Consider the following 17,590-nt stretch of genomic DNA (forward strand, 5'->3'; position numbering starts at 1 on the left):
TCGGGAAGTCGATTGACTCTATTTAGCCCCATCTACTTTGGCACTAGCAACCGCTACGTTGCCGATCGCTGTTCCCAGCTTTGTTCCTTCATCGACATCGAATCGGTACTGAATGCCGCCGTAGAGTCGCGACAGAGCGGCTTCGGTTGCCTGTGCATTCAGGCTGCTGGCCTGATCCGGAAACAGATAGCCCAATACAGTACCGGCAGCGGTCGATATGGTCGCGTGATCGGATGGATATCCTGGATAATTGGGAATCGCAATGGATGTTTTGATCGTTGGATCAACCTGCGAGGGGCGTGGCACAAAATAGCGGTACATGGTAGCCCAGGAGGCTGTACTGCCATCTTGTATAGCCCGATTCATGAGCGCGTAGGTACGAGCCGACCGGAGTTCATTCTGGCGGGCATCCCGAATCAGATCCTGCGCAATGACGTTCCAGTGACCGGCCAGCATGTAGGTTGCAATGCCATCATCCCAAAAACTGGAACTACGCCACTGGTCGCGGGTGCGCGCGCTGGCCATATCGCGAACTTCACCCAGTGCTTTTAGAAACTCAGGTGATGTAGTAGCCGGTGGTGCAGCGGGTGCCAGTTTAGCCAGGGCGGTTGAATCATACCATGTTTTGACGCGCCCACCCAACGGGAGCATCGGAGCACGAACGGGGCTATCCAAGCTTTTCCATTTGACATCGTAAGGCGCACTGGCAATTGCCGTTTGCCAGCTATTGACCGGATCGTGGGCTGTAGCGAATCGGTCACTTCTGGCCCGGTCAAGAACGGTCGTTGCGACAATTGAAGCCAGGTCTTCGCCCGCTTTGAGGTCACTGGGAACGCTGGCTCCCGCCCAAAGACGACTCTGCTTGTGTTCGGTTGCTTTCGCCTTGAGCCAGTTGGCTTCGTTCGGAAATAAATACGCCAGAATCTGGTACGATGTCTCTGCAATGGCCGCGTCTTCTGACGGATAAGACGGTACGTCGGCTATGGGTACGCGCCCCACAACGCCCTGCCGTTCCAGCGCCGGTCGGTTATACTGGTACTTGGCTCGCCAAGCAACTACCAGTGCATCGTACTGCGCTACGCTCAGAAGGGCATACACACGAGCCGCGAACGAAGGGCTGGCCATTGGATTGGCCGGATCGGAAGGGGAGCCGATGTTGGGGTTCGTCAAATAGTCGGGCACTACGTTGTATTTAGCGACCAGTTGACGCGCAATCTGATTCCAGCGTCGAACACCCCCATCAGCCCAGTAGTTAACGGCTGTGTTCTGCTCAGGACTTATACTCAGCAACCCATTTTTTATATCCGTCAGCTCCTTCTGATACGTATCGGATGTAGCGGCTGCCGGTTGAGGTACCGTAATGTCGGCGGCTGATTTCAGCACGATGGTTCGCCAGGTTCCGCCATCGGGATCTGTGGTAGCAGGTTCGACAAAAGGCAGAATTCCCTCGTCGATGGTTGGCTCTTTACAACCGGCCATCCACAGCAATACAACACTTAAACCAATCGATAAAAAAGACTTTTTCATAAAATTCTTATGGTCAATACGCACGCCAGAAGCCTCATTTACAGACCAACAACCAGCCCAGCCGTGATGCGGGTGAATTTGCCAATGTTCCGTCCGTCGAGTGTCACGCTGTAGCCACCTGTCAGGCCAAGCTTGCCAATGAGTCGCAGGTAGGCAGATGCGCCTGCCCGGGTGAAACCAACGGCATTCGTTGGAAATGGGATGCCAGGGCCAATGTCGGTGCCTTCATTGTAGGGTGTTTGCCGCTGAATCCAGACATCGGCCGCAAATGGTTTCGTAATAATGCCTGTGCGAATACTCATGTCCGTCACGTCCGGGGAGTTGACGGTAGACCCGCTGGCGGGATTGACCTGTCCGGGATCATACGTGTTTACGACGTGGTCGAGCGTGACTTGCCCACGTCGTATGTAGCCGTACTGTCCGGTGAGGAAAAATTTCCCGGTCTTAAAATGCAGTAACGTCCGCGCATCAAAATTTCGGGAGCCGCGACCAATAGCTACCAGCGCATCGTTCACGTAATTCTGAAGCGGCACGGAGTAGCCCAGGGCAAATTGCCACGACACGCGCAGTTTCCCAAATTTGTAATCATAGGCTTCCCAACGTAGCGCGGCCGAAATGTCCTGAAACCCCTCCTGCTTGGGCGAATAACCTGCACTGGCCTCGGTACGGATGTAGGGAACGGCAACAATCAGGTCAAGGTCATAGCCCAGACCATACGTACCAACGAGAGTCAAGGCCTGCGTCGTGACGGTGCCAATATTCGGATTTCGGATTTCGGTCTTCCCCACGTAGTAGGAATCGTAGGTGTCCTGCGACCCAACCAAGGCAAGGCTCGCCTTTCGCTGGCCGCGCATAAACCCATCCACAAGCCCCTGTGCGTGAGTTTGATACGTAACACTTTGAAGAAGAGCAAAAAGGACAGTATAGGCTATTAATCGCATAATTCGACAGTAAGAGTCAGCAAAAGTAGTCGTTGGACGGCAGGCTACGTTATAAATGAGTGTTTTCCCTGCCAGCGGTCAAGCCAGTCACTCTATGCTGTTGTAACGGAAAGTTAGGGCGGTGGTGTATTTTTTGGCGCAAAAGAAAAGTCGGCTTTTAGGAACCGGCTGGTTTTAGAAACCTTACTACCCTGCTTTCCACACCGGATTAAAGCGGATGCGGATACCCTTGCTATTCATCAGTTTTCAACTCGTTAGACCGGGTATTGAGCCTGTGGTGCAAAAGTCTTCAACGTTTCGTGTATTGCTGCGTATTAGGGTGAAAGCTGCGCCAGGAATGCCAGAACTCCTGATACGCCTTTGGTATAGGTCCCAGTCGCTGACCCTTTAGCGAACCCGCTATGCAGTGCCCTCGCCAGGTCCAGACGGAGTGCGTTTCAAGATCAGTGAGTTGCCGATTGGCAAACTGGAACGTAAGCGTCTGCACACCCATGCGCCGACTCCAGGCACCAAATGATATGCTATCCGGTGACATCGCCAACAATAGGGGTTCCCCGCCTACTACGTCGTTCAGGATGCGTGTTGTCTGCAATTGATTCCAGTCGTATGCTTTGGTGTATCCAGATCGCTCGACACCGATGACCCACGATTTAGGCTGCCACGAAGCCGAGTCGCGTCGGGTAAGTTTTCCCTTCGACAACCCCAGGTCGTAATTCTTCATGCCATCAAATTCGTCGGCAAAGGCTGGGTCTGCCTGTAGTACGTGCGTATTCGGGTGTTCGGCAGCCCATTCGTCAAGGGTCATCTGCCGACCCGCTAGTTCACCCAGTTGCAACCCGCGTAACGGCCCGACTACAGCCTCGCCCGTTGCCTGACGCCACCAGGTGCCGGTACGTTTATCTTCGAACATGGCGTTGAAATGATCCATACCCACCAGGCGAAACTCATCGGACTGCCCCTTCACGACCGGATTAAATACCCGCCCGGTACGACAAACCGTGCAATACGTTACCATCACCGGCTGGCCACCCACGGTGTCACGCACCTGGTGGTGATAGCCAATCAGTTGAATCGGGTAAGCCGTAGCCTGTCCAAATGCCTCATAACCAATCACGAGTTTGTTACCCGGAATTTCGTTCTGACTCATCGGCACCACACGCTTCGTGATGGGTTGCAGGAACATGTGGTCAGCCATCATCTCCTGATTGACCTCGTATACTACCACGCCATAGGCCAGCACCAACGCACCCGCTACGTAGCGATGCCACGCCCGACGGGGTTTGACCAGAACTGAATAAGCTGGATAAGCCAGTAGTAACAAGCCAACCAGCCGCAGCCAAGTTATATGTTGATGCAGCCAGTACGCCCATTCCAGTCGGGCCAGGGAAGTCTCCGCCGGATTCGTCGCATCGAGACCCAGTTGACTGCCGGGAAACGGCATGATAAAGTAAACGCTTAGTACCTCAATGGCAATCAGCAGGAGGATCGGCACCAGAAACCAGGCGAAGGAACGCTTCATAGACAGGCAATCAAGTAGTTAATCCCGTTGGTGGCATGTAATGATCTTCATGGGTATATCCATATTCGGCTACTTTCGCGGCTCGATACCGGTAAAGATCCGGACTTTGGGGTGCCCAGGTGGCCAGCCCATCCACGTAGCGATTGAACATACAGAAGGCCGCGGCAATCAGTACGGTGTCGTGAATGTCATGATCTGTAGCTCCCTCGGCGCAGGCAGCTTCAATCTGCTCGGGAGTTACATACTTGCCACCCTGCTGCACACTGCCAGCAATAACCAGCAAGGCTTTCAGTTTCGGGCTAATGTCGGCCTGTTCAGGATCGCTTTTGACCGATTTCACCAAACTCCAGTCGTCGTCGCCCAGGTGATGGCTGGCAACAGCGCCGTGGATGGTCTGGCAAAAAAAGCAGTCGTTTCGGGTCGATACGTAGGTCGCAATCAGTTCTCGTTCGCCTTCTGTTAGCCCTGACTCAGGGCGATGCGCGTTGGTTCGCAGCAATACGTTAACGAGATCGTTGAGCGGGCGCGCCGTTTCGGGACTAAAGGCCATTGGCCTCCGAATGCCGGGCAAACCGGCGGGTAGTTCGATATGTGGCATATTCTTCGTTAGTTTGTGAGGGGAAATAGTCCCCCGGCCACAGTGTAGCCGGGGTCTATGCAACCAACCTATGATAAATTCGGTGAATGTGGATAACACGAACAGGTGTTATCCACTTCGTTTTTTGTCCCTTTTCAAGCCGGTTGTGGCTCGTTATAATTCACATAGCCCCGCGTAGCCAGGGCCTCGCCCATTTCAGCATATGCCGCCGGGTTCTCGGGCGCCCAGGTGGCCAACCCGTCCACGTAACGATTGAACATGCAGAAGGCCGCTGCAATTAAAACGGTATCGTGGATGTCGCGATCCGTAGCTCCCTCGGTCCGGGCGGCCGCCACCTGTTCGGGTGTTACGTATTTGCCACCAGTCTGGACACTGGCTGCAATACTCAGTAAGGCTTTCATTTTATCCGACACTGGCGCCGTAGCCGGGTCTTCCCAGGTTTGCGCTACGATGTTATTATCACGTCCAAGCAGATAATCCGCAACGGCCCCGTGGCAGGTCGAGCAGAAAAAACAATCGTTTCGGTGGGACGTAAACGAGGCAATTAATTCGCGCTCGCCCTGCGTAAGCGAATCGCTGGCATTTGTACGTAATAAAACTTCGGCCAATTCATTTAGCGGCTTGGTCGTTACAGGACTGTACGCCATTGGTCCTACAATTCCGGGCAATCCGTCAGGTAATGGAATGTGTGCCATGTTTTCAGCAGTTAGTTGTTTTAGAGAAATTTACAGATGTTACGCGTTTACGTTAGGTAGTTGATCCCATGCATTCGCCCATGGCTTCATAGGCGGCTGGATCGGTGGGCGTGAACGTAGCGAGTCCATCGACGTAGCGATTGTACATACAGAATGACGCAGCAATCAGCACCGTATCGTGAATGTCACCATTACTAGCACCTTCTGCCCGAGCCGCTGCCACTAGTGCATCGGAAACGGGGCCGACTCGCCACGTAGTAAAATCTGGGTGAGTTCCCGAATCGGCTGGGCCGTATCTAACCGGTAGTCAAGCAGGCCCGTAATGCCCGGCAGTTGTTCTGGTCAAGGGATATGTGGCCTATTTTTGAATGATGACCGGGTCGCTGGTGCGATTATACATGATGAATGATATCTGAATGACCTAATACTTTGTTCTTACATTCATGATGTATAATCGCACCGGCGACCCGGTCATCATTCTTTTACAGTCCCGATCCATCGGCTTTGCCACGTGCTATGGCGTAGGAACCGATGTTTTTCCCGTGTTTCAACCCTTCCTTCGAATCGAACCGATAGTGAATCAGTCCGTAGATACGCGACGTTGATGCTTCGTTTGCTTCGTCCTCAAAATCCTTCGCTTTGTCAGGGAAAATGCTGCTCAATACCACAGCAGCTGCCCCCGAAAACGTCGAGTGGCCGGAGGCATAGGAGGGAAAATTGGGTAAACCTACCGATGTTTTCACGCCAAACTGCTGCGGACGAGGGTAGTAGTAATAGTATTTGGCATCCCAGCAGGCAATAGCCGCATCCATCTCCGTCGTACCCAATAGGGCTAATGTCCGGGCCATGCGCACTTCACTATATTGCGCATCGTGGGCCGCATTGGCAGCCGTGCGGTGCCAGTGGCCAGGGGGCGTGTAACTTCCCGCACCATCCGACCAGTAGTTGGCAATACGGGCCTGGTCGCGCGTCTGGCTCTTGTTGATCTGCTTTAGCTCATCCAGCGCTGTCGTGAATTCGGGACTGTTAAGGGCTGGCGGTGGGCCGGGACGTAGCTTAACCAACGTCGCTTTGTCGAAATTCCAGGTCTGGACAGCCCCGTAGTTAGGCAACATGGGGGGCCGGGCGGGTGTCTCCTGACTTACCCATACATCAGCCAACCCACGCTCTTTTGCCGCCTGAATCATGCCTGCGGTTACCGTCTGGTTATTAGCGGCACTCATCCCATCGACTTTGGCCCGTGCCATTACTTTAGCGGCAACAGCATTACCAAGCGCCACACCAGCCGCAAGGTCGCTCTCTACATTCATGCCCGCCCATAGCCGACTATCGCGGTGTTCGGCCAGTTTAGCATCCAGATAGGCCACTTCGCCGGGAAACATGGCTTTCAGAATAACCGCAGAAGCAGCCGCGACAACCGCATCTTCGGACGGATACGACGGCAACGACGATACCGGCAACAGCGGTTTTAAGGCCGCATCAGTTTTAGCAGGAGCCACCCGGTTGTAGAGATACTTATAATGCCACGCCGACACCAATGCGTCATATTGCGCCACACTCAGATAAGCCAGAGCCCGCGCCGTGTACGGCGGATTGGAAAACGGGAATTTCGGATCGGCCAGTGGATTGGCGGCATCCGGTACGGGGTATTTGCCATCGGGCGTTGACGCCGGTGGAATGTTGTATCGGGCGGATAATTCACGGGCGATCTCGTTCCAGCGAAAAGCGGCCCCGGCTCCCCAATACGTCACTGCATCCTGTTGGGCACTAGTCAGGTTCGCTGCCTTTTGTTTCAAACTGGCTACCTCCGCCAGATAATCCGCTGAACTGATGGCCGCCGGGGCCGCAACGGTTACGTCGGTGGGCGCTGTCAGAACATAAGTTTTCCAGGTACCGGCCTTCTCGTCTACGTTGGTGGGCGCGTAAGCCGACAATTGGGGTTCATCAATTGTTTTGCTGCACGCGTTAAGCCCAGCCGATAACGCGATGATGGCAGCGCAACGTGCTATAAAATGATTCTGTGTTTTCATGACAAGTACGGTCTATTTCTTGAAACTGATTTGGTATAACACGCCAACCGTATAGCTGGTACTTTGCCCAACGTTCAGGCCGTCAACAACATAGCCGACACGGGCGTTAACACCAATGTTGTGCGGCTGGAACTTGCCGTACCAGCCGACGGAGGTGGCCTGCATGTTGTTGGTCAGAAACGGCATGTCGTTCCGGCGAATATTGTCTCCATTTAGGCAGGCGACACGTTCTGCCCACACTTCCGTTTGCCAGCCCCGGCGTAGTATGCCTAAGCGAACGGCCGCATCATACGTATTTGGTACATGTATCTGATTGGTATTATAAATCCGATCGTCGGCCTGGTACGCATCGCGATCGCTTTTGACATTACTCCGCCAGCCGTAGCTGCCGTAGGCGGTCACATAGAGGCCCGTTTTTGGATGTTTATAGTTCGCCATCAGTCGGCCGGTTGCCGTGCGACACTGCATACCGATGGACATAGGCATAAAATCGGGTACGTAATCGCCAACCGGAATCGATCCGCCCACAATGGCGTGGAGCGAGAAACCACCGGCGACTAACGCCTTTACTTTCAGCCAGGCCGATACATCCTGGATGCCCTTCTGCCCCATGAGGTTGCCCGCGCTGGTACTCGTCCAGACGTAGGGCAGGCTCATAATGACGTTCACGCGCTTGCTGATCCCGAAGGCAGGCATAATCATCGCGCTCTGCGTCGTCTGCGTACCGATGTTAAAATTTTCACGTTTCAGCGTATTTTCCCAGTACTGATTCCAGGAGCTATGGCTATACATGCCGGCCACACAAAGCTGGTTTTTGCCCATGTAGATGGCATCGTTAGGCATTTGGGCCTGCGCGGCAAAAGGAGCCAGCAGGAGGGCGATACGGAGTTGTTTTAGAATTGCTTTCATAGGTTTACAAGTCAGTTAAGTCAATGTAATACGATAGAATTATACCGTTAAACCAACGGTCAGCACAGCGCTGCGGCCGTCGGACGACCAGACGCCGGGGCCGGGATAGAAGGTTGGGCGTTTGGTGAAGTATTGCGCATTTAAGAGGTTATTGATACTGCCCCGTACCGTTAGTCCGCGTTTGATACGCCAGGTCCCGTTCAGATCCCACAGGCTGTAGGCAGGCACAGGACCAATGGCACCGTTCGCTGATGGTGTTGGCGTATTGAGGGCATCCGAAAAGGTCTGAGCAACGTAGCTGTACTGAAGCGTCAGGCTGGCGCTTCCGTAACGCGCCGTCAACCCGTTGCGGGAGGTCCAGCGGGGTGCCGATTCGACCTGATTTCCCGTAACCGCCCGGTTGTCGGTACCTGTTGAAACATGCCCATTGATGTAGCGGGCGTTGTTAAAGGCGGTCGAGGAGAAGCCGCTGATTAATACGGTTGACGTACGGATCAGTTGCCCTTCGATGAGCGCTTCAACGCCTGTACTCCGGCTGTCGCCGATGTTTGTCCGGAAGACATAATTCGTTCCATCGGTGTTGGTCAGCAACAACGTTCCCAGCCGATTCCGGTAGAGTAAGTCAAAGACTGTGACGTTCAGATGCAGTACCTGCCAGTGGGCATCCACCCCGATTTCGGCGTTATAACCCTGTGCATCTTTCAGATTCTTGTCGATGCGTTCATAAACCGAGGTTGGAATGATGTCTTTGAACACCACCGGCCGATACGCCTGCGACCAGCCGCCGTAGACCTTGACAGCCTCATTGATTTTGTATTCGCCATTGACACCCAACAGCGCGAACTGGTGGCTGATGTCGGTTGGCAGGTTGAGCGGGTCGTAGTACGTGATCGTTCCCCGCATTTCGGTCTTCCCATCCTCGATCCGAATACCGGGCGAAACCGTCAGGCGATTGGTCAGGTAAAACTGGCTTTCGGCAAAAGCGGCCAGGTTTTTGGTTCGGAAATGTAAATCACGCTTAAACGGGCTGACCAGTGCCAGGTCGAAATCGCTCGCCGTAGTGCCGACGCCAAGCTGTTGCCGATGCAAATCCGTACTCATTACTTGTACACCTCCAGCTACTGTAGCGCTAATGCCACCCAGTTTATAGTGGTGCAGCAATCGAAGTTCAGTGGTATAGCTATTGAAATGATCGACGTCCACCTGCCGGGCTTTGTATTGACCGGTTGCCCGGCTGATCGTATCGGGAACCGTCGCAAAGGCGTCTAGTTGAACGCTGTTACGTGCACCCAAAACGGCTGATGTTGTCCAGAGCAGGCGCGTCCGGTCCGACAGGTACCAGTCCAGTTTCAGCGACGGGATGTAAATGTCGGGGTTGAAATAGTTGCGACTACGTGTCGACTGGCGCGGGTCCTGCGCGAACATGGCATCCGTCAGTGGACCAGGAATCTGGTACGTATAGGTCGAGCGGCCAAGTTCTGCCGTCAATCCCAGCCGTCGTGTTGCCTGATAGTGCAGATTGCCAAACTGAGCCTGTGCATCGGAGCGGCTGTTTTGTCGGTATCCATCCGAATGCCGCCGGTAGTAATAGGCATAATACGTCCACTTTCCCACGCGACCACCAATGGCGTTGTAAGAACTCATCAGTCCGTAGGAGCCAATCGAATTGACCGTCTCAAAACCAAATTTGCGCGTGCTGTCGGCTCGTTTGGTTACGTAATTCAACATCCCGCCAAACTGGGCGCCGTATTGCAAAGAAGCCGTTCCCCGCACAAATTCAATCCGGTCCATGCTTTCCATCGGGGGCGAGTAGTGGCTGGCCGGATAGCCATACATGTCTGAGTTCGTGATGACGCCATTCTGCCGGATATTATTTTCCCAGGACCGGTGCGGGTCTAAACCGCGCGTGGCAATGTTGATCTGATTGCCCGTGCCGTCCATGTCATACACGAATACACCGGGAATCCGGGCAAATATCTGTCGAGGATTCTTTTCAGCTACGTTAGCATCAATTTCCGACACGTGTATGGCTTCACTTCGTTTTCCGCCCATTAGATACGTACCATGAACCGCGGGCAACGACTCGACCACCGACGACCGGATTCCTTTTACCGTCACCTGATTCAGGGTTCGGCCTGGCAAGGAGTCTGCCGTCTGTTTTTGTTTGGGAAGCTGTTGGGCACACAAAAGAAAAGGAGCGCCTACCAGTTGTCCAATCAGGAAATAGACTAATTGAGAAAATTTCATAAAGGTTGTCCCTATGCTGAACGTGGTGCGATGGTGATCGCCATCGCACCTGAAACCACTTAGAACCAGCGTGATACGTTGATAGACACCAGATAGTCGGCAAAGGCCGCATCACCTTGTCTCAGACCGGCCGGATCAAGTCGGTCGGAGTAACTCTTGATGCGGTTGCGATACAACGCAATGGGAACGGTAGCCGCAATCGACGTTTTGTGGCGCATGTAGGCCAGTCCCGGCTCTACCGATACGATATAGCCCGGCCGACGAAATCCCTGACTGCCGCCAAAAGCATCCATAGCAGGTACACCTTCAACCCGACCGCCCAGCATTACGGCTAATCCCGGAACCGCGCTGATCGACTGGCTCAGGCCCACGCGAGCGGCAAACTGATCGGCTACGGAGAACGTACCGGTTACGGGATCGACGGTGGTAGACAGTGGATTCCGGACAACGCCGTTCGTTTCGCGCGGATTGAACAGGTAAAAACCGTTGGTGTAGAGCGCCAGGCCTTTCGATAATTGCGCGTAGCCCTGTAGCTCAATACTCACTCCCACGCCACCGTCGCCAAGTTGAATAGACTGGTCAACGGGTAGTTCGACGGTATAGTCTTTGCCTTCTTTGTCCAGCTTATGGAATTGGTCGGTTGCCCGATAATTGCCGGTTGGCAATTTTACACCCAAACCAACGGCCAGGTTCGCCTTGGGTAGTTTGACCGGATTGACAAGCCAGTAGCTTCCCGACAGACGCAAATCACCAATGCCCTGCGAGCCGGTGTGAAACCGTTTCTGCTCAGGATTTTGCGCCACAGCATTGCCGTAATGCTCGTACAGAGACGAACGATCATTGTTCTGAAGTGGCAGATTGACCGAAAACGAAAGCCGTTGATTGACCATGTACGTAATGCCCAGGTCGATCGCATGCGACACATTGATCACATTGGTACCCTGTTCAACGCGCTGTTTCTGCTCGGCATCGCCCACGAAGTGCTTGTAAGACCGGAAGAAGCGATAACCCGCTGATACCTGCCAGTGGCCGGTACGTTGTTTAAAGTAATCGGCTGAACCCACCGGAGCTGCCGAACTCATATGACGAACGGCGACACAACCCTGCGCCGAAGCGGATGTATAGGAAATAAGAATATAGGCTATTGCCAGAACGATAGTAGAAATCGTTTTCATCAATAAGAATGTCTGTCTGAGTTGAAAATCAAGTAATTGTCCGCGATTGAAACCGAATGTTCATCGCGCAAACCAGCTCCTATTTTTTGTATAGGATACGGTGAGACTAAGCAGAAAATCATTCGGTTATGTGCTCTGTGAGCATACAGACCAAAAGCGATACGCACTGTGCGCTGGCAGAAATCACCTGATCATATGACCTGTAAAATCACAGCTCTAAGGCGTGTTTTAGAAGCTACTGAAGCAGAACACCAGTCACACAAACGTGTCGGTTACACTACGGAGTAAAGCAATTGCTTACTGTGCATTGTCACAGATCGTTCACAAACAGAGGTCGTCCGGTCAAGCGTTTGTTTAAACGCAGATCATGACCCTCGGAGACGGACTACAGTAATGAACACAGACCGTAATGACGTAGCACAGCTACGAGCATAGACTCACTAACGTAGTGGAAAATGACCTCAGACTTGAGGAGGGGGAGAATGAACCGGCAGGGCACGAGCAGCAACCACGAACAGATGTTCGGGAATGCGGATATCCTCGCGCCAGGTGGGAGAGAGAAAACTAAAGACGGCTCTTGGGTTGGCCGAATATTCTTTCAACAGGAATTTCAGGATTTTATTCGCTTTCTGATGCGTGTCCGTGGCGCCGGTGATGTGATCGTTGAGGAAGGAAAGAAGATCACTCTGCCAGAAGGACCGGCTTTCGGTCTGTAGACCGGCAATGTGCAGGGTGTCACCTTTTACATCCAGACTTATTACGGAATAATAATGACCCCGATACGTGAACCCATCGGAGGTCGTGCTGGCAATAGCACTGGCATCGGGCTTGTCTTTAAGCGGAATCTGAAACTCAACGATACTATCTACCGATCGATACACTAAAAGCCGCTCCGATAGATCATGCTCTGCCTGCCACCACGTACCGACAAACACCAGCACATAGGCGAGTGTATGATACAGGAGCAAGGCCGAGAGACCGATGGAGACCGCTTTTTTCACAAGTAGGCTACGTAAACTTTCTCCAAAAATAGCATTTATTTCTCAAACAAATTATAAAAAACAAACTTCCCGAAATTTTTCTACACGGTTGTTAGACCCGTCCTACAGCATTTCACGCTGCATTGCAATCAAAATTTGTAGTTTTGTGTTAGTAAGATACCCAATGATCTACGACAACCACAACCGACCCATCACGTATCTTCGGCTGGCCGTAACGGACCGCTGCAACCTGCGTTGCTTTTACTGCATGCCCGAAGAGGGAATCAAGTATCTGCCTAAGCACCAGGTACTGACCTTTGAGGAAATGGAGCGACTTGTGCGTGTGCTGGCTCGTTTAGGCGTGCAAAAGGTACGTATCACGGGCGGAGAGCCTTTTGTACGGTCGGGTTTAATGGATTTCATGCACCGCTTAGCTGAAATTGATGGTCTCAATGACCTTTCGATGACGACGAACGGCGTATTAACCGCTCCGCATATCGAGAAAATGGCCGCGCTGGGCGTAAAGTCAGTGAATTTAAGTCTGGATACACTTGACCGCGAGCGCTTTCGAAAAATCACCCGACGCGATGAACTCCCCGCTGTTCTGAAGACACTCGATGCGTTATTGAAAGCGGGTATTCAGACGAAAATCAATGCGGTCGTGATGGACGGTCAGAATACGCAGGACATCCTTCCGCTGGCCGAGATGACACGCGATCTACCCGTTGACGTGCGATTTATTGAGGAAATGCCCTTTAATGGGGAAGGAAGTCACTATCCCATCCTTCACTGGACGCACCGACGTATCGTTGACGAAATCAGGTTACACTATCCGGACTTACAAAAGCTGCCAGACCCACCGTTTTCGACGTCTGCTACGTATCAAATTCCAGGTCATCAGGGCACTATTGGTGTCATTGCGGCTTTTAGTCGCACCTTCTGCGGCACCTGTAACCGCATCCGCCTGACCGCGCAGGGCACGCTCAAGACCTGCCTGTACGACAATGGTGTATTAGATGTTCGCGCTCTGCTCCGGGGTGGCGCATCCGACGCCGAACTAACAACCGCTTTCCTGCAAGCCTTCGCTCATCGCCCGGCCAACGGATTTGAGGCCGAGCAACAGCGTGATGTGGTTAGTGAGTCGATGGCAACAATTGGTGGGTAACTACTCGTTGCCAGCAGAAAACAATTAATTTATATAGCCGAAATCCTTCAACTGTTGCTCCGGCTGCTGTAATTGAATGGTTCGTCCGCCGGTATTTAACAGATATAGGCTGTCACTGATCGCTAGTACTTCATGGTAATAATGATCCGTAATAAGAATTCCTTTCCGGCTTTTGAGGGAGATGAACAACGTTTTCAACGCGTCTACATGCAAGGGCATTACGTTTGAAAAGGGTTCGTCTAAAATGATAAATGAGGCAGGACAAGTTGCAACCATAAGCGTCTCAACCAATCGTTGTTGCCCACCCGAAAGCTGGTTGAAACGGAAGGGAAAAAGGCTCTTTAGTTCAGGAAAGAGCTCATTAGCTTCCATCAAGACTGACTGATAAAACGTAAAGGCCTCGTCTACACGCAGATGAGCGGGTACAAAGTTTTTTTGAGGTAGGTAGGCGGCTACGTTCTTACAGTGAAAAAGCTTCTTGATGTAGTTTCCGTCAACGCGCACAGAAGCGTTTTGAGCCGATCTAATGCCGTAGATAATTTCCAGTAAAGAAGATTTACCACAACCGTTTCTGCCCAGCAAACCAATAATCCGGCCCACGTCGACCCGCAGGTAGATATTCTGTAACACCTTACGTTGTCCATATGCCAACCAGATACTATCTGCTTCCAGTTTCATTGCTGGAACAGCAGGCTTGCCAAACAAATCCATAGGCTAATGAATATAAGGTCAAGCGTATAGATACCGCTGGCCAGTTGTAATTCCGATAATCCAAAATGTTGATAGAATACAAAGCCTTTCCGATTCATGGTACGAAAAAGGTACCAAATCAGGAGCTGACTTAGCGTACGTAACCAAAAAAAATTGGTTAAAAATGACAGTAGATTGACGGATAAAAGGGTCGGGTAACCAGCCAGAGCCCACATCAGCAACGACGTAGCAATAGTGAAAGGCCAAACTTGCCTATACAAAATCAGTAAGACCCGAAATAGAACCATCACCTCTTCTTTTGGGAAAGATAGCTGGTTCTGTTACACTCAACTTGAAATTAAGAAGCTTTAACACGAGTCTGCCCACACTTACCCAGAGAATCTAATTGGGTTGACGTAACGCTTGATTATAAAATAGCCAGTAACGTCTTTACGCTATTCCATCACTTAATTAACAACTACTTATGAAAGCACTATCTATCGCTTTATTGATAAGTGCAGGACTGGCCCTGCAATCCTGTCAGGATTCAAGTCAAACAGTCGATGAAAGACCAGCAATCAAATCCGTTTCATTTGTAGGTATCCCAACGAAAGATGTACGGTTTGATGCTGCAAATTCCAGGATTACGGTCCAACTTCCAGCTATTCTAAAAGGAGGCTTGCAACCCATTTTTGACTTAACGGATGGAGCAAGTGTGCTCGATGGGGTGATGGCGGATAACACCATAGATTTAACCCGCTTTTGTTACTGTGGGCAAAGCCATAACTCAGCTCAGGAAAAAGAGATAACCTTACGAATCGGCAATAAAACGACTACGACCGTTTATAAAGTAAACGTAGTGGCAACGGGAGTTTTAAAAGCGCAGGATAGTAATGAGGAATTTACGTTCTCCAGAAAAACGAAATTGCTGGAACTGAATTTACCCGTTGAAAATCTCTATACCAATCCCAGTATCACCGATCTGGTCTTTACGAATGTCGCCACAGGAAAAGGAACCCGAATTAATGCGGATGCCGCCTGTCTAAATACATGCAGTAGCACAGCTCCCAACCAGCTTGTCTTTAAATTATCCTCGCCAATTGAAAGTTATTTAACGGCTGGCACCTACACAATGGCGATTGCCAATGGAATAAGTTTTCCTCAACGCCTGATCGTTACGGATTAACCAGAGGTTGTCTTCAAACGTGAATCTGTTACCAACGTATCAGCGCGGGTACACCGGCCAGAAATTCGTTCGTAAACAGCGTGTCGACATCTAATCGTTGAATCAGCTCCCCGCTGAGATCGGTAAGCATATGGTTGCGAATCATCCAGTTGACAAACGACACCCAGATATTCCGGTGCATGAATCCCCAATGCCCTTCGCCATCCAGATAATACCCGGAGACGATTTGCTGGCTTTGCTCCACAAAATTCCGGTTGGACAACGTTGGGTGATTGGCCGTTTTGATCAGAATCTTGGCGGCTTCATCTGGATTTTTTACAGCGAATTGAAAGCCTAAGGCTGTTGCTTCCAAAAACTTACGTAGCGCATCCGCATTTTTGTGCGCCCAGTCGCGGTGAGTCGTTAGTACGGGGTTATAGCCATACGGAATTTCGTATTCGTCGAACAGAAACTGATTCAGATCTACGCCTTCAATATCCGCCCTAACGCCTTCCCAGGTCAGCCAGCACCAGGCCGCATCCACTTCACGCGTCAGCAACGCCCGCCAGATACCCGACCAGGGCGATTTATGCGGAATAAACTGCCCGCGGCCGTCGTCGTTCTGAATCATTTGGCGAATAATATCATCTTCATAGCGGGCACCGTAGGAAGCATATACTTTGCCATCTAACTGCTTGGGGCGATCAATTCCACTTTCTTTAAGAGTAACAATAGCACTGATGTCGCGGGCAAGAACGGTAGCAATGGCTAGTAACGGAACGCCATTTGTCTGGTAACTAATGATGCTTTCGGAGGGAGTAATCGCCAGTTCGGCTTCGCCTTGTGACAATCGTCGGGCGGGCGCTTTCTGATAATTATCGGCCTCAGGGCTTATAAACTGTACGTCGAGTCCGGCTCTCTCATAAGATCCTTTGGCAAGGGCTACATAGAATCCGGTATGATTGGTGTTTGGCGTCCGATCAAGGGCTAAACGAATTTGCGTATTCATAATCTTCAGTACTGCTACGGCTTCTTTAACCATCCTGATGATGGAAGGTTTTTGTATCCTCCAACCCGGTTGGCAATACGCAAAATTACAACTTTGTCCTTATTACTACGTAGTGCTGCAGGACGTATCATTACCCCACAAACAGAATCTCGTCTCGCAGGGCTTTCTCATAGTTTTCCTTATTGAACCGGTACAGATAAGGTGCCTTGTGGGCGCCACCGGTCTTGCGCTCCTCCAATCGCTCCAGGATACCGTAGCCCAGCATCCGTTTCTGGAAATTCCGGCGGTCAAGCGATTGGCCCAAAATTGTTTCATAGAGTTGTTGCAAGTCAGGCATGGTAAACTTGTCGGGCAACAGATTATAGCCAATCGGCTGATAGCTGAGTTGCCGACGTAGCGTTTTCAACGCCAGGGTGATCATGTCGTTATGGTCGAAAAGCAACAGAGGAATCTGATCGATATCCCACCAGCGGCACTCGTCCGTAAACAGGTCAGGGGTAGGTGTCACTCCGGCAAATTCAACCAACGCATAATAGCCCACCGAAACATCCCGGCTGGCAAACCCTTTTAAATCCTCCTCAGGCAGCCCCAGTTTGCTTAACGTATCATGTCGGCTGAAATGCGTATAGCGATCCACCTCACCGAAGGTGTGAAACTGTTGTAGGAAAATTTCGCTCAAACCAGTACGTTCCCGCAAACTTCGGTAAGCTGCAGCCTCCATGTTTTCGTCATGACGAATTCGGCCTCCCGGCAGGCACCACTTATCCGTTGTCTTCCAGCGTAATAACAGGACTTTCAACTGCCCATCATGAAAGCCAAAGATGACCAGATCTATTGATACGGATGGTAAGTAATTTGTTTTAAGGTCTAAAATCAGCCGTTTGAGCTCTTTTTGGTACTCCATGATGGAAAATTAAAACTTTTTATAGTGTGTACACTC

The 17,590-nt window shown here is 51.5% G+C and carries 16 protein-coding genes; 2 read left to right on the plus strand and 14 right to left on the minus strand.

Translation table 11 applies throughout. The features are described from left to right. Positions 1-18: 18 nt before the first annotated feature. The 11 genes from ACYVEA_RS03160 to ACYVEA_RS03210 all read right to left on the minus strand — a co-directional run bounded on the left by ACYVEA_RS03160 (position 19) and on the right by ACYVEA_RS03210 (position 12,642). A complete protein-coding gene (locus ACYVEA_RS03160) occupies positions 19-1,527 on the minus strand; it encodes a phosphatase PAP2 family protein (protein ID WP_461111860.1) in 1,509 nt (502 codons plus the stop codon). Between the two features lie 38 nt (positions 1,528-1,565). Continuing rightward, the gene (locus ACYVEA_RS03165) at positions 1,566-2,468 is read right to left on the minus strand and encodes a hypothetical protein (protein ID WP_461111861.1); all 903 of its coding nucleotides are present in this window, start codon (positions 2,466-2,468) and stop codon (positions 1,566-1,568) included. Between the two features lie 289 nt (positions 2,469-2,757). After that, complete coding sequence (locus ACYVEA_RS03170; RefSeq protein WP_461111862.1) at positions 2,758-3,987, minus strand: DUF3179 domain-containing (seleno)protein; 1,230 nt, start codon at positions 3,985-3,987, stop codon at positions 2,758-2,760. 10 nt (positions 3,988-3,997) lie between these two features. After that, the gene (locus tag ACYVEA_RS03175) at positions 3,998-4,585 is read right to left on the minus strand and encodes a carboxymuconolactone decarboxylase family protein (protein WP_461111864.1); all 588 of its coding nucleotides are present in this window, start codon (positions 4,583-4,585) and stop codon (positions 3,998-4,000) included. Between the two features lie 134 nt (positions 4,586-4,719). Next, positions 4,720-5,280, minus strand: coding sequence for a carboxymuconolactone decarboxylase family protein (locus ACYVEA_RS03180; RefSeq protein WP_461111865.1), 561 nt, complete (start codon positions 5,278-5,280; stop codon positions 4,720-4,722). A gap of 52 nt (positions 5,281-5,332) precedes the next feature. Continuing rightward, complete coding sequence (locus ACYVEA_RS03185) at positions 5,333-5,503, minus strand: hypothetical protein (protein ID WP_461111866.1); 171 nt, start codon at positions 5,501-5,503, stop codon at positions 5,333-5,335. A 259-nt stretch (positions 5,504-5,762) separates the two neighbouring features. Beyond that, entirely contained in the window at positions 5,763-7,310 is a 1,548-nt protein-coding gene (locus tag ACYVEA_RS03190; RefSeq protein WP_461111868.1) for a vanadium-dependent haloperoxidase, read from the minus strand. A 12-nt stretch (positions 7,311-7,322) separates the two neighbouring features. Next, positions 7,323-8,219 (minus strand): hypothetical protein, encoded by an 897-nt coding sequence (locus ACYVEA_RS03195; protein ID WP_461111869.1) that lies wholly within the window; start codon positions 8,217-8,219, stop codon positions 7,323-7,325. 39 nt (positions 8,220-8,258) lie between these two features. Beyond that, on the minus strand, positions 8,259-10,466 hold the full coding sequence (locus ACYVEA_RS03200; RefSeq protein WP_461111870.1) for a TonB-dependent receptor family protein: 2,208 nt from the start codon (positions 10,464-10,466) through the stop codon (positions 8,259-8,261). Positions 10,467-10,525: 59 nt separating this feature from the next. Next, a complete protein-coding gene (locus ACYVEA_RS03205) occupies positions 10,526-11,641 on the minus strand; it encodes a hypothetical protein (RefSeq protein WP_461111871.1) in 1,116 nt (371 codons plus the stop codon). Positions 11,642-12,102: 461 nt separating this feature from the next. Then, positions 12,103-12,642, minus strand: coding sequence for a hypothetical protein (locus ACYVEA_RS03210; protein ID WP_461111872.1), 540 nt, complete (start codon positions 12,640-12,642; stop codon positions 12,103-12,105). Between the two features lie 163 nt (positions 12,643-12,805). Here ACYVEA_RS03210 and moaA point away from each other — a divergent pair, with 163 nt between their 5' ends. After that, complete coding sequence (gene moaA, locus ACYVEA_RS03215) at positions 12,806-13,786, plus strand: GTP 3',8-cyclase MoaA (RefSeq protein WP_461111873.1); 981 nt, start codon at positions 12,806-12,808, stop codon at positions 13,784-13,786. 24 nt (positions 13,787-13,810) lie between these two features. Here moaA and ACYVEA_RS03220 read toward each other — a convergent pair whose 3' ends face one another. Then, positions 13,811-14,497 (minus strand): ATP-binding cassette domain-containing protein, encoded by a 687-nt coding sequence (locus ACYVEA_RS03220; RefSeq protein ID WP_461111874.1) that lies wholly within the window; start codon positions 14,495-14,497, stop codon positions 13,811-13,813. Positions 14,498-14,960: 463 nt separating this feature from the next. Here ACYVEA_RS03220 and ACYVEA_RS03225 point away from each other — a divergent pair, with 463 nt between their 5' ends. Further along, positions 14,961-15,662, plus strand: coding sequence for a hypothetical protein (locus ACYVEA_RS03225; protein WP_461111875.1), 702 nt, complete (start codon positions 14,961-14,963; stop codon positions 15,660-15,662). A gap of 28 nt (positions 15,663-15,690) precedes the next feature. Here ACYVEA_RS03225 and ACYVEA_RS03230 read toward each other — a convergent pair whose 3' ends face one another. Both ACYVEA_RS03230 and ACYVEA_RS03235 read right to left on the minus strand, forming a co-directional pair. Continuing rightward, complete coding sequence (locus ACYVEA_RS03230) at positions 15,691-16,650, minus strand: ABC transporter substrate-binding protein (RefSeq protein WP_461111876.1); 960 nt, start codon at positions 16,648-16,650, stop codon at positions 15,691-15,693. A gap of 130 nt (positions 16,651-16,780) precedes the next feature. Next, positions 16,781-17,554, minus strand: coding sequence for an NUDIX hydrolase (locus ACYVEA_RS03235; RefSeq protein WP_461111877.1), 774 nt, complete (start codon positions 17,552-17,554; stop codon positions 16,781-16,783). Positions 17,555-17,590 lie beyond the last annotated feature (36 nt).

The sequence above is a fragment of the Spirosoma jeollabukense genome (assembly GCF_054777855.1).

Coding starts and splice junctions, on each gene's coding strand:
- ACYVEA_RS03205 (WP_461111871.1), bottom strand. CDS start 11,641: ATGAAAACGATTTCTACTATCGTTCTGGCAATAGCCTATATTCTTATT.
- ACYVEA_RS03165 (WP_461111861.1), bottom strand. CDS start 2,468: ATGCGATTAATAGCCTATACTGTCCTTTTTGCTCTTCTTCAAAGTGTT.
- ACYVEA_RS03160 (WP_461111860.1), bottom strand. CDS start 1,527: ATGAAAAAGTCTTTTTTATCGATTGGTTTAAGTGTTGTATTGCTGTGG.
- ACYVEA_RS03220 (WP_461111874.1), bottom strand. CDS start 14,497: ATGGATTTGTTTGGCAAGCCTGCTGTTCCAGCAATGAAACTGGAAGCA.
- ACYVEA_RS03180 (WP_461111865.1), bottom strand. CDS start 5,280: ATGGCACACATTCCATTACCTGACGGATTGCCCGGAATTGTAGGACCA.
- ACYVEA_RS03225 (WP_461111875.1), top strand. CDS start 14,961: ATGAAAGCACTATCTATCGCTTTATTGATAAGTGCAGGACTGGCCCTG.
- ACYVEA_RS03170 (WP_461111862.1), bottom strand. CDS start 3,987: ATGAAGCGTTCCTTCGCCTGGTTTCTGGTGCCGATCCTCCTGCTGATT.
- ACYVEA_RS03200 (WP_461111870.1), bottom strand. CDS start 10,466: ATGAAATTTTCTCAATTAGTCTATTTCCTGATTGGACAACTGGTAGGC.
- ACYVEA_RS03195 (WP_461111869.1), bottom strand. CDS start 8,219: ATGAAAGCAATTCTAAAACAACTCCGTATCGCCCTCCTGCTGGCTCCT.
- ACYVEA_RS03230 (WP_461111876.1), bottom strand. CDS start 16,650: ATGAATACGCAAATTCGTTTAGCCCTTGATCGGACGCCAAACACCAAT.
- ACYVEA_RS03235 (WP_461111877.1), bottom strand. CDS start 17,554: ATGGAGTACCAAAAAGAGCTCAAACGGCTGATTTTAGACCTTAAAACA.
- ACYVEA_RS03190 (WP_461111868.1), bottom strand. CDS start 7,310: ATGAAAACACAGAATCATTTTATAGCACGTTGCGCTGCCATCATCGCG.
- ACYVEA_RS03175 (WP_461111864.1), bottom strand. CDS start 4,585: ATGCCACATATCGAACTACCCGCCGGTTTGCCCGGCATTCGGAGGCCA.
- moaA (WP_461111873.1), top strand. CDS start 12,806: ATGATCTACGACAACCACAACCGACCCATCACGTATCTTCGGCTGGCC.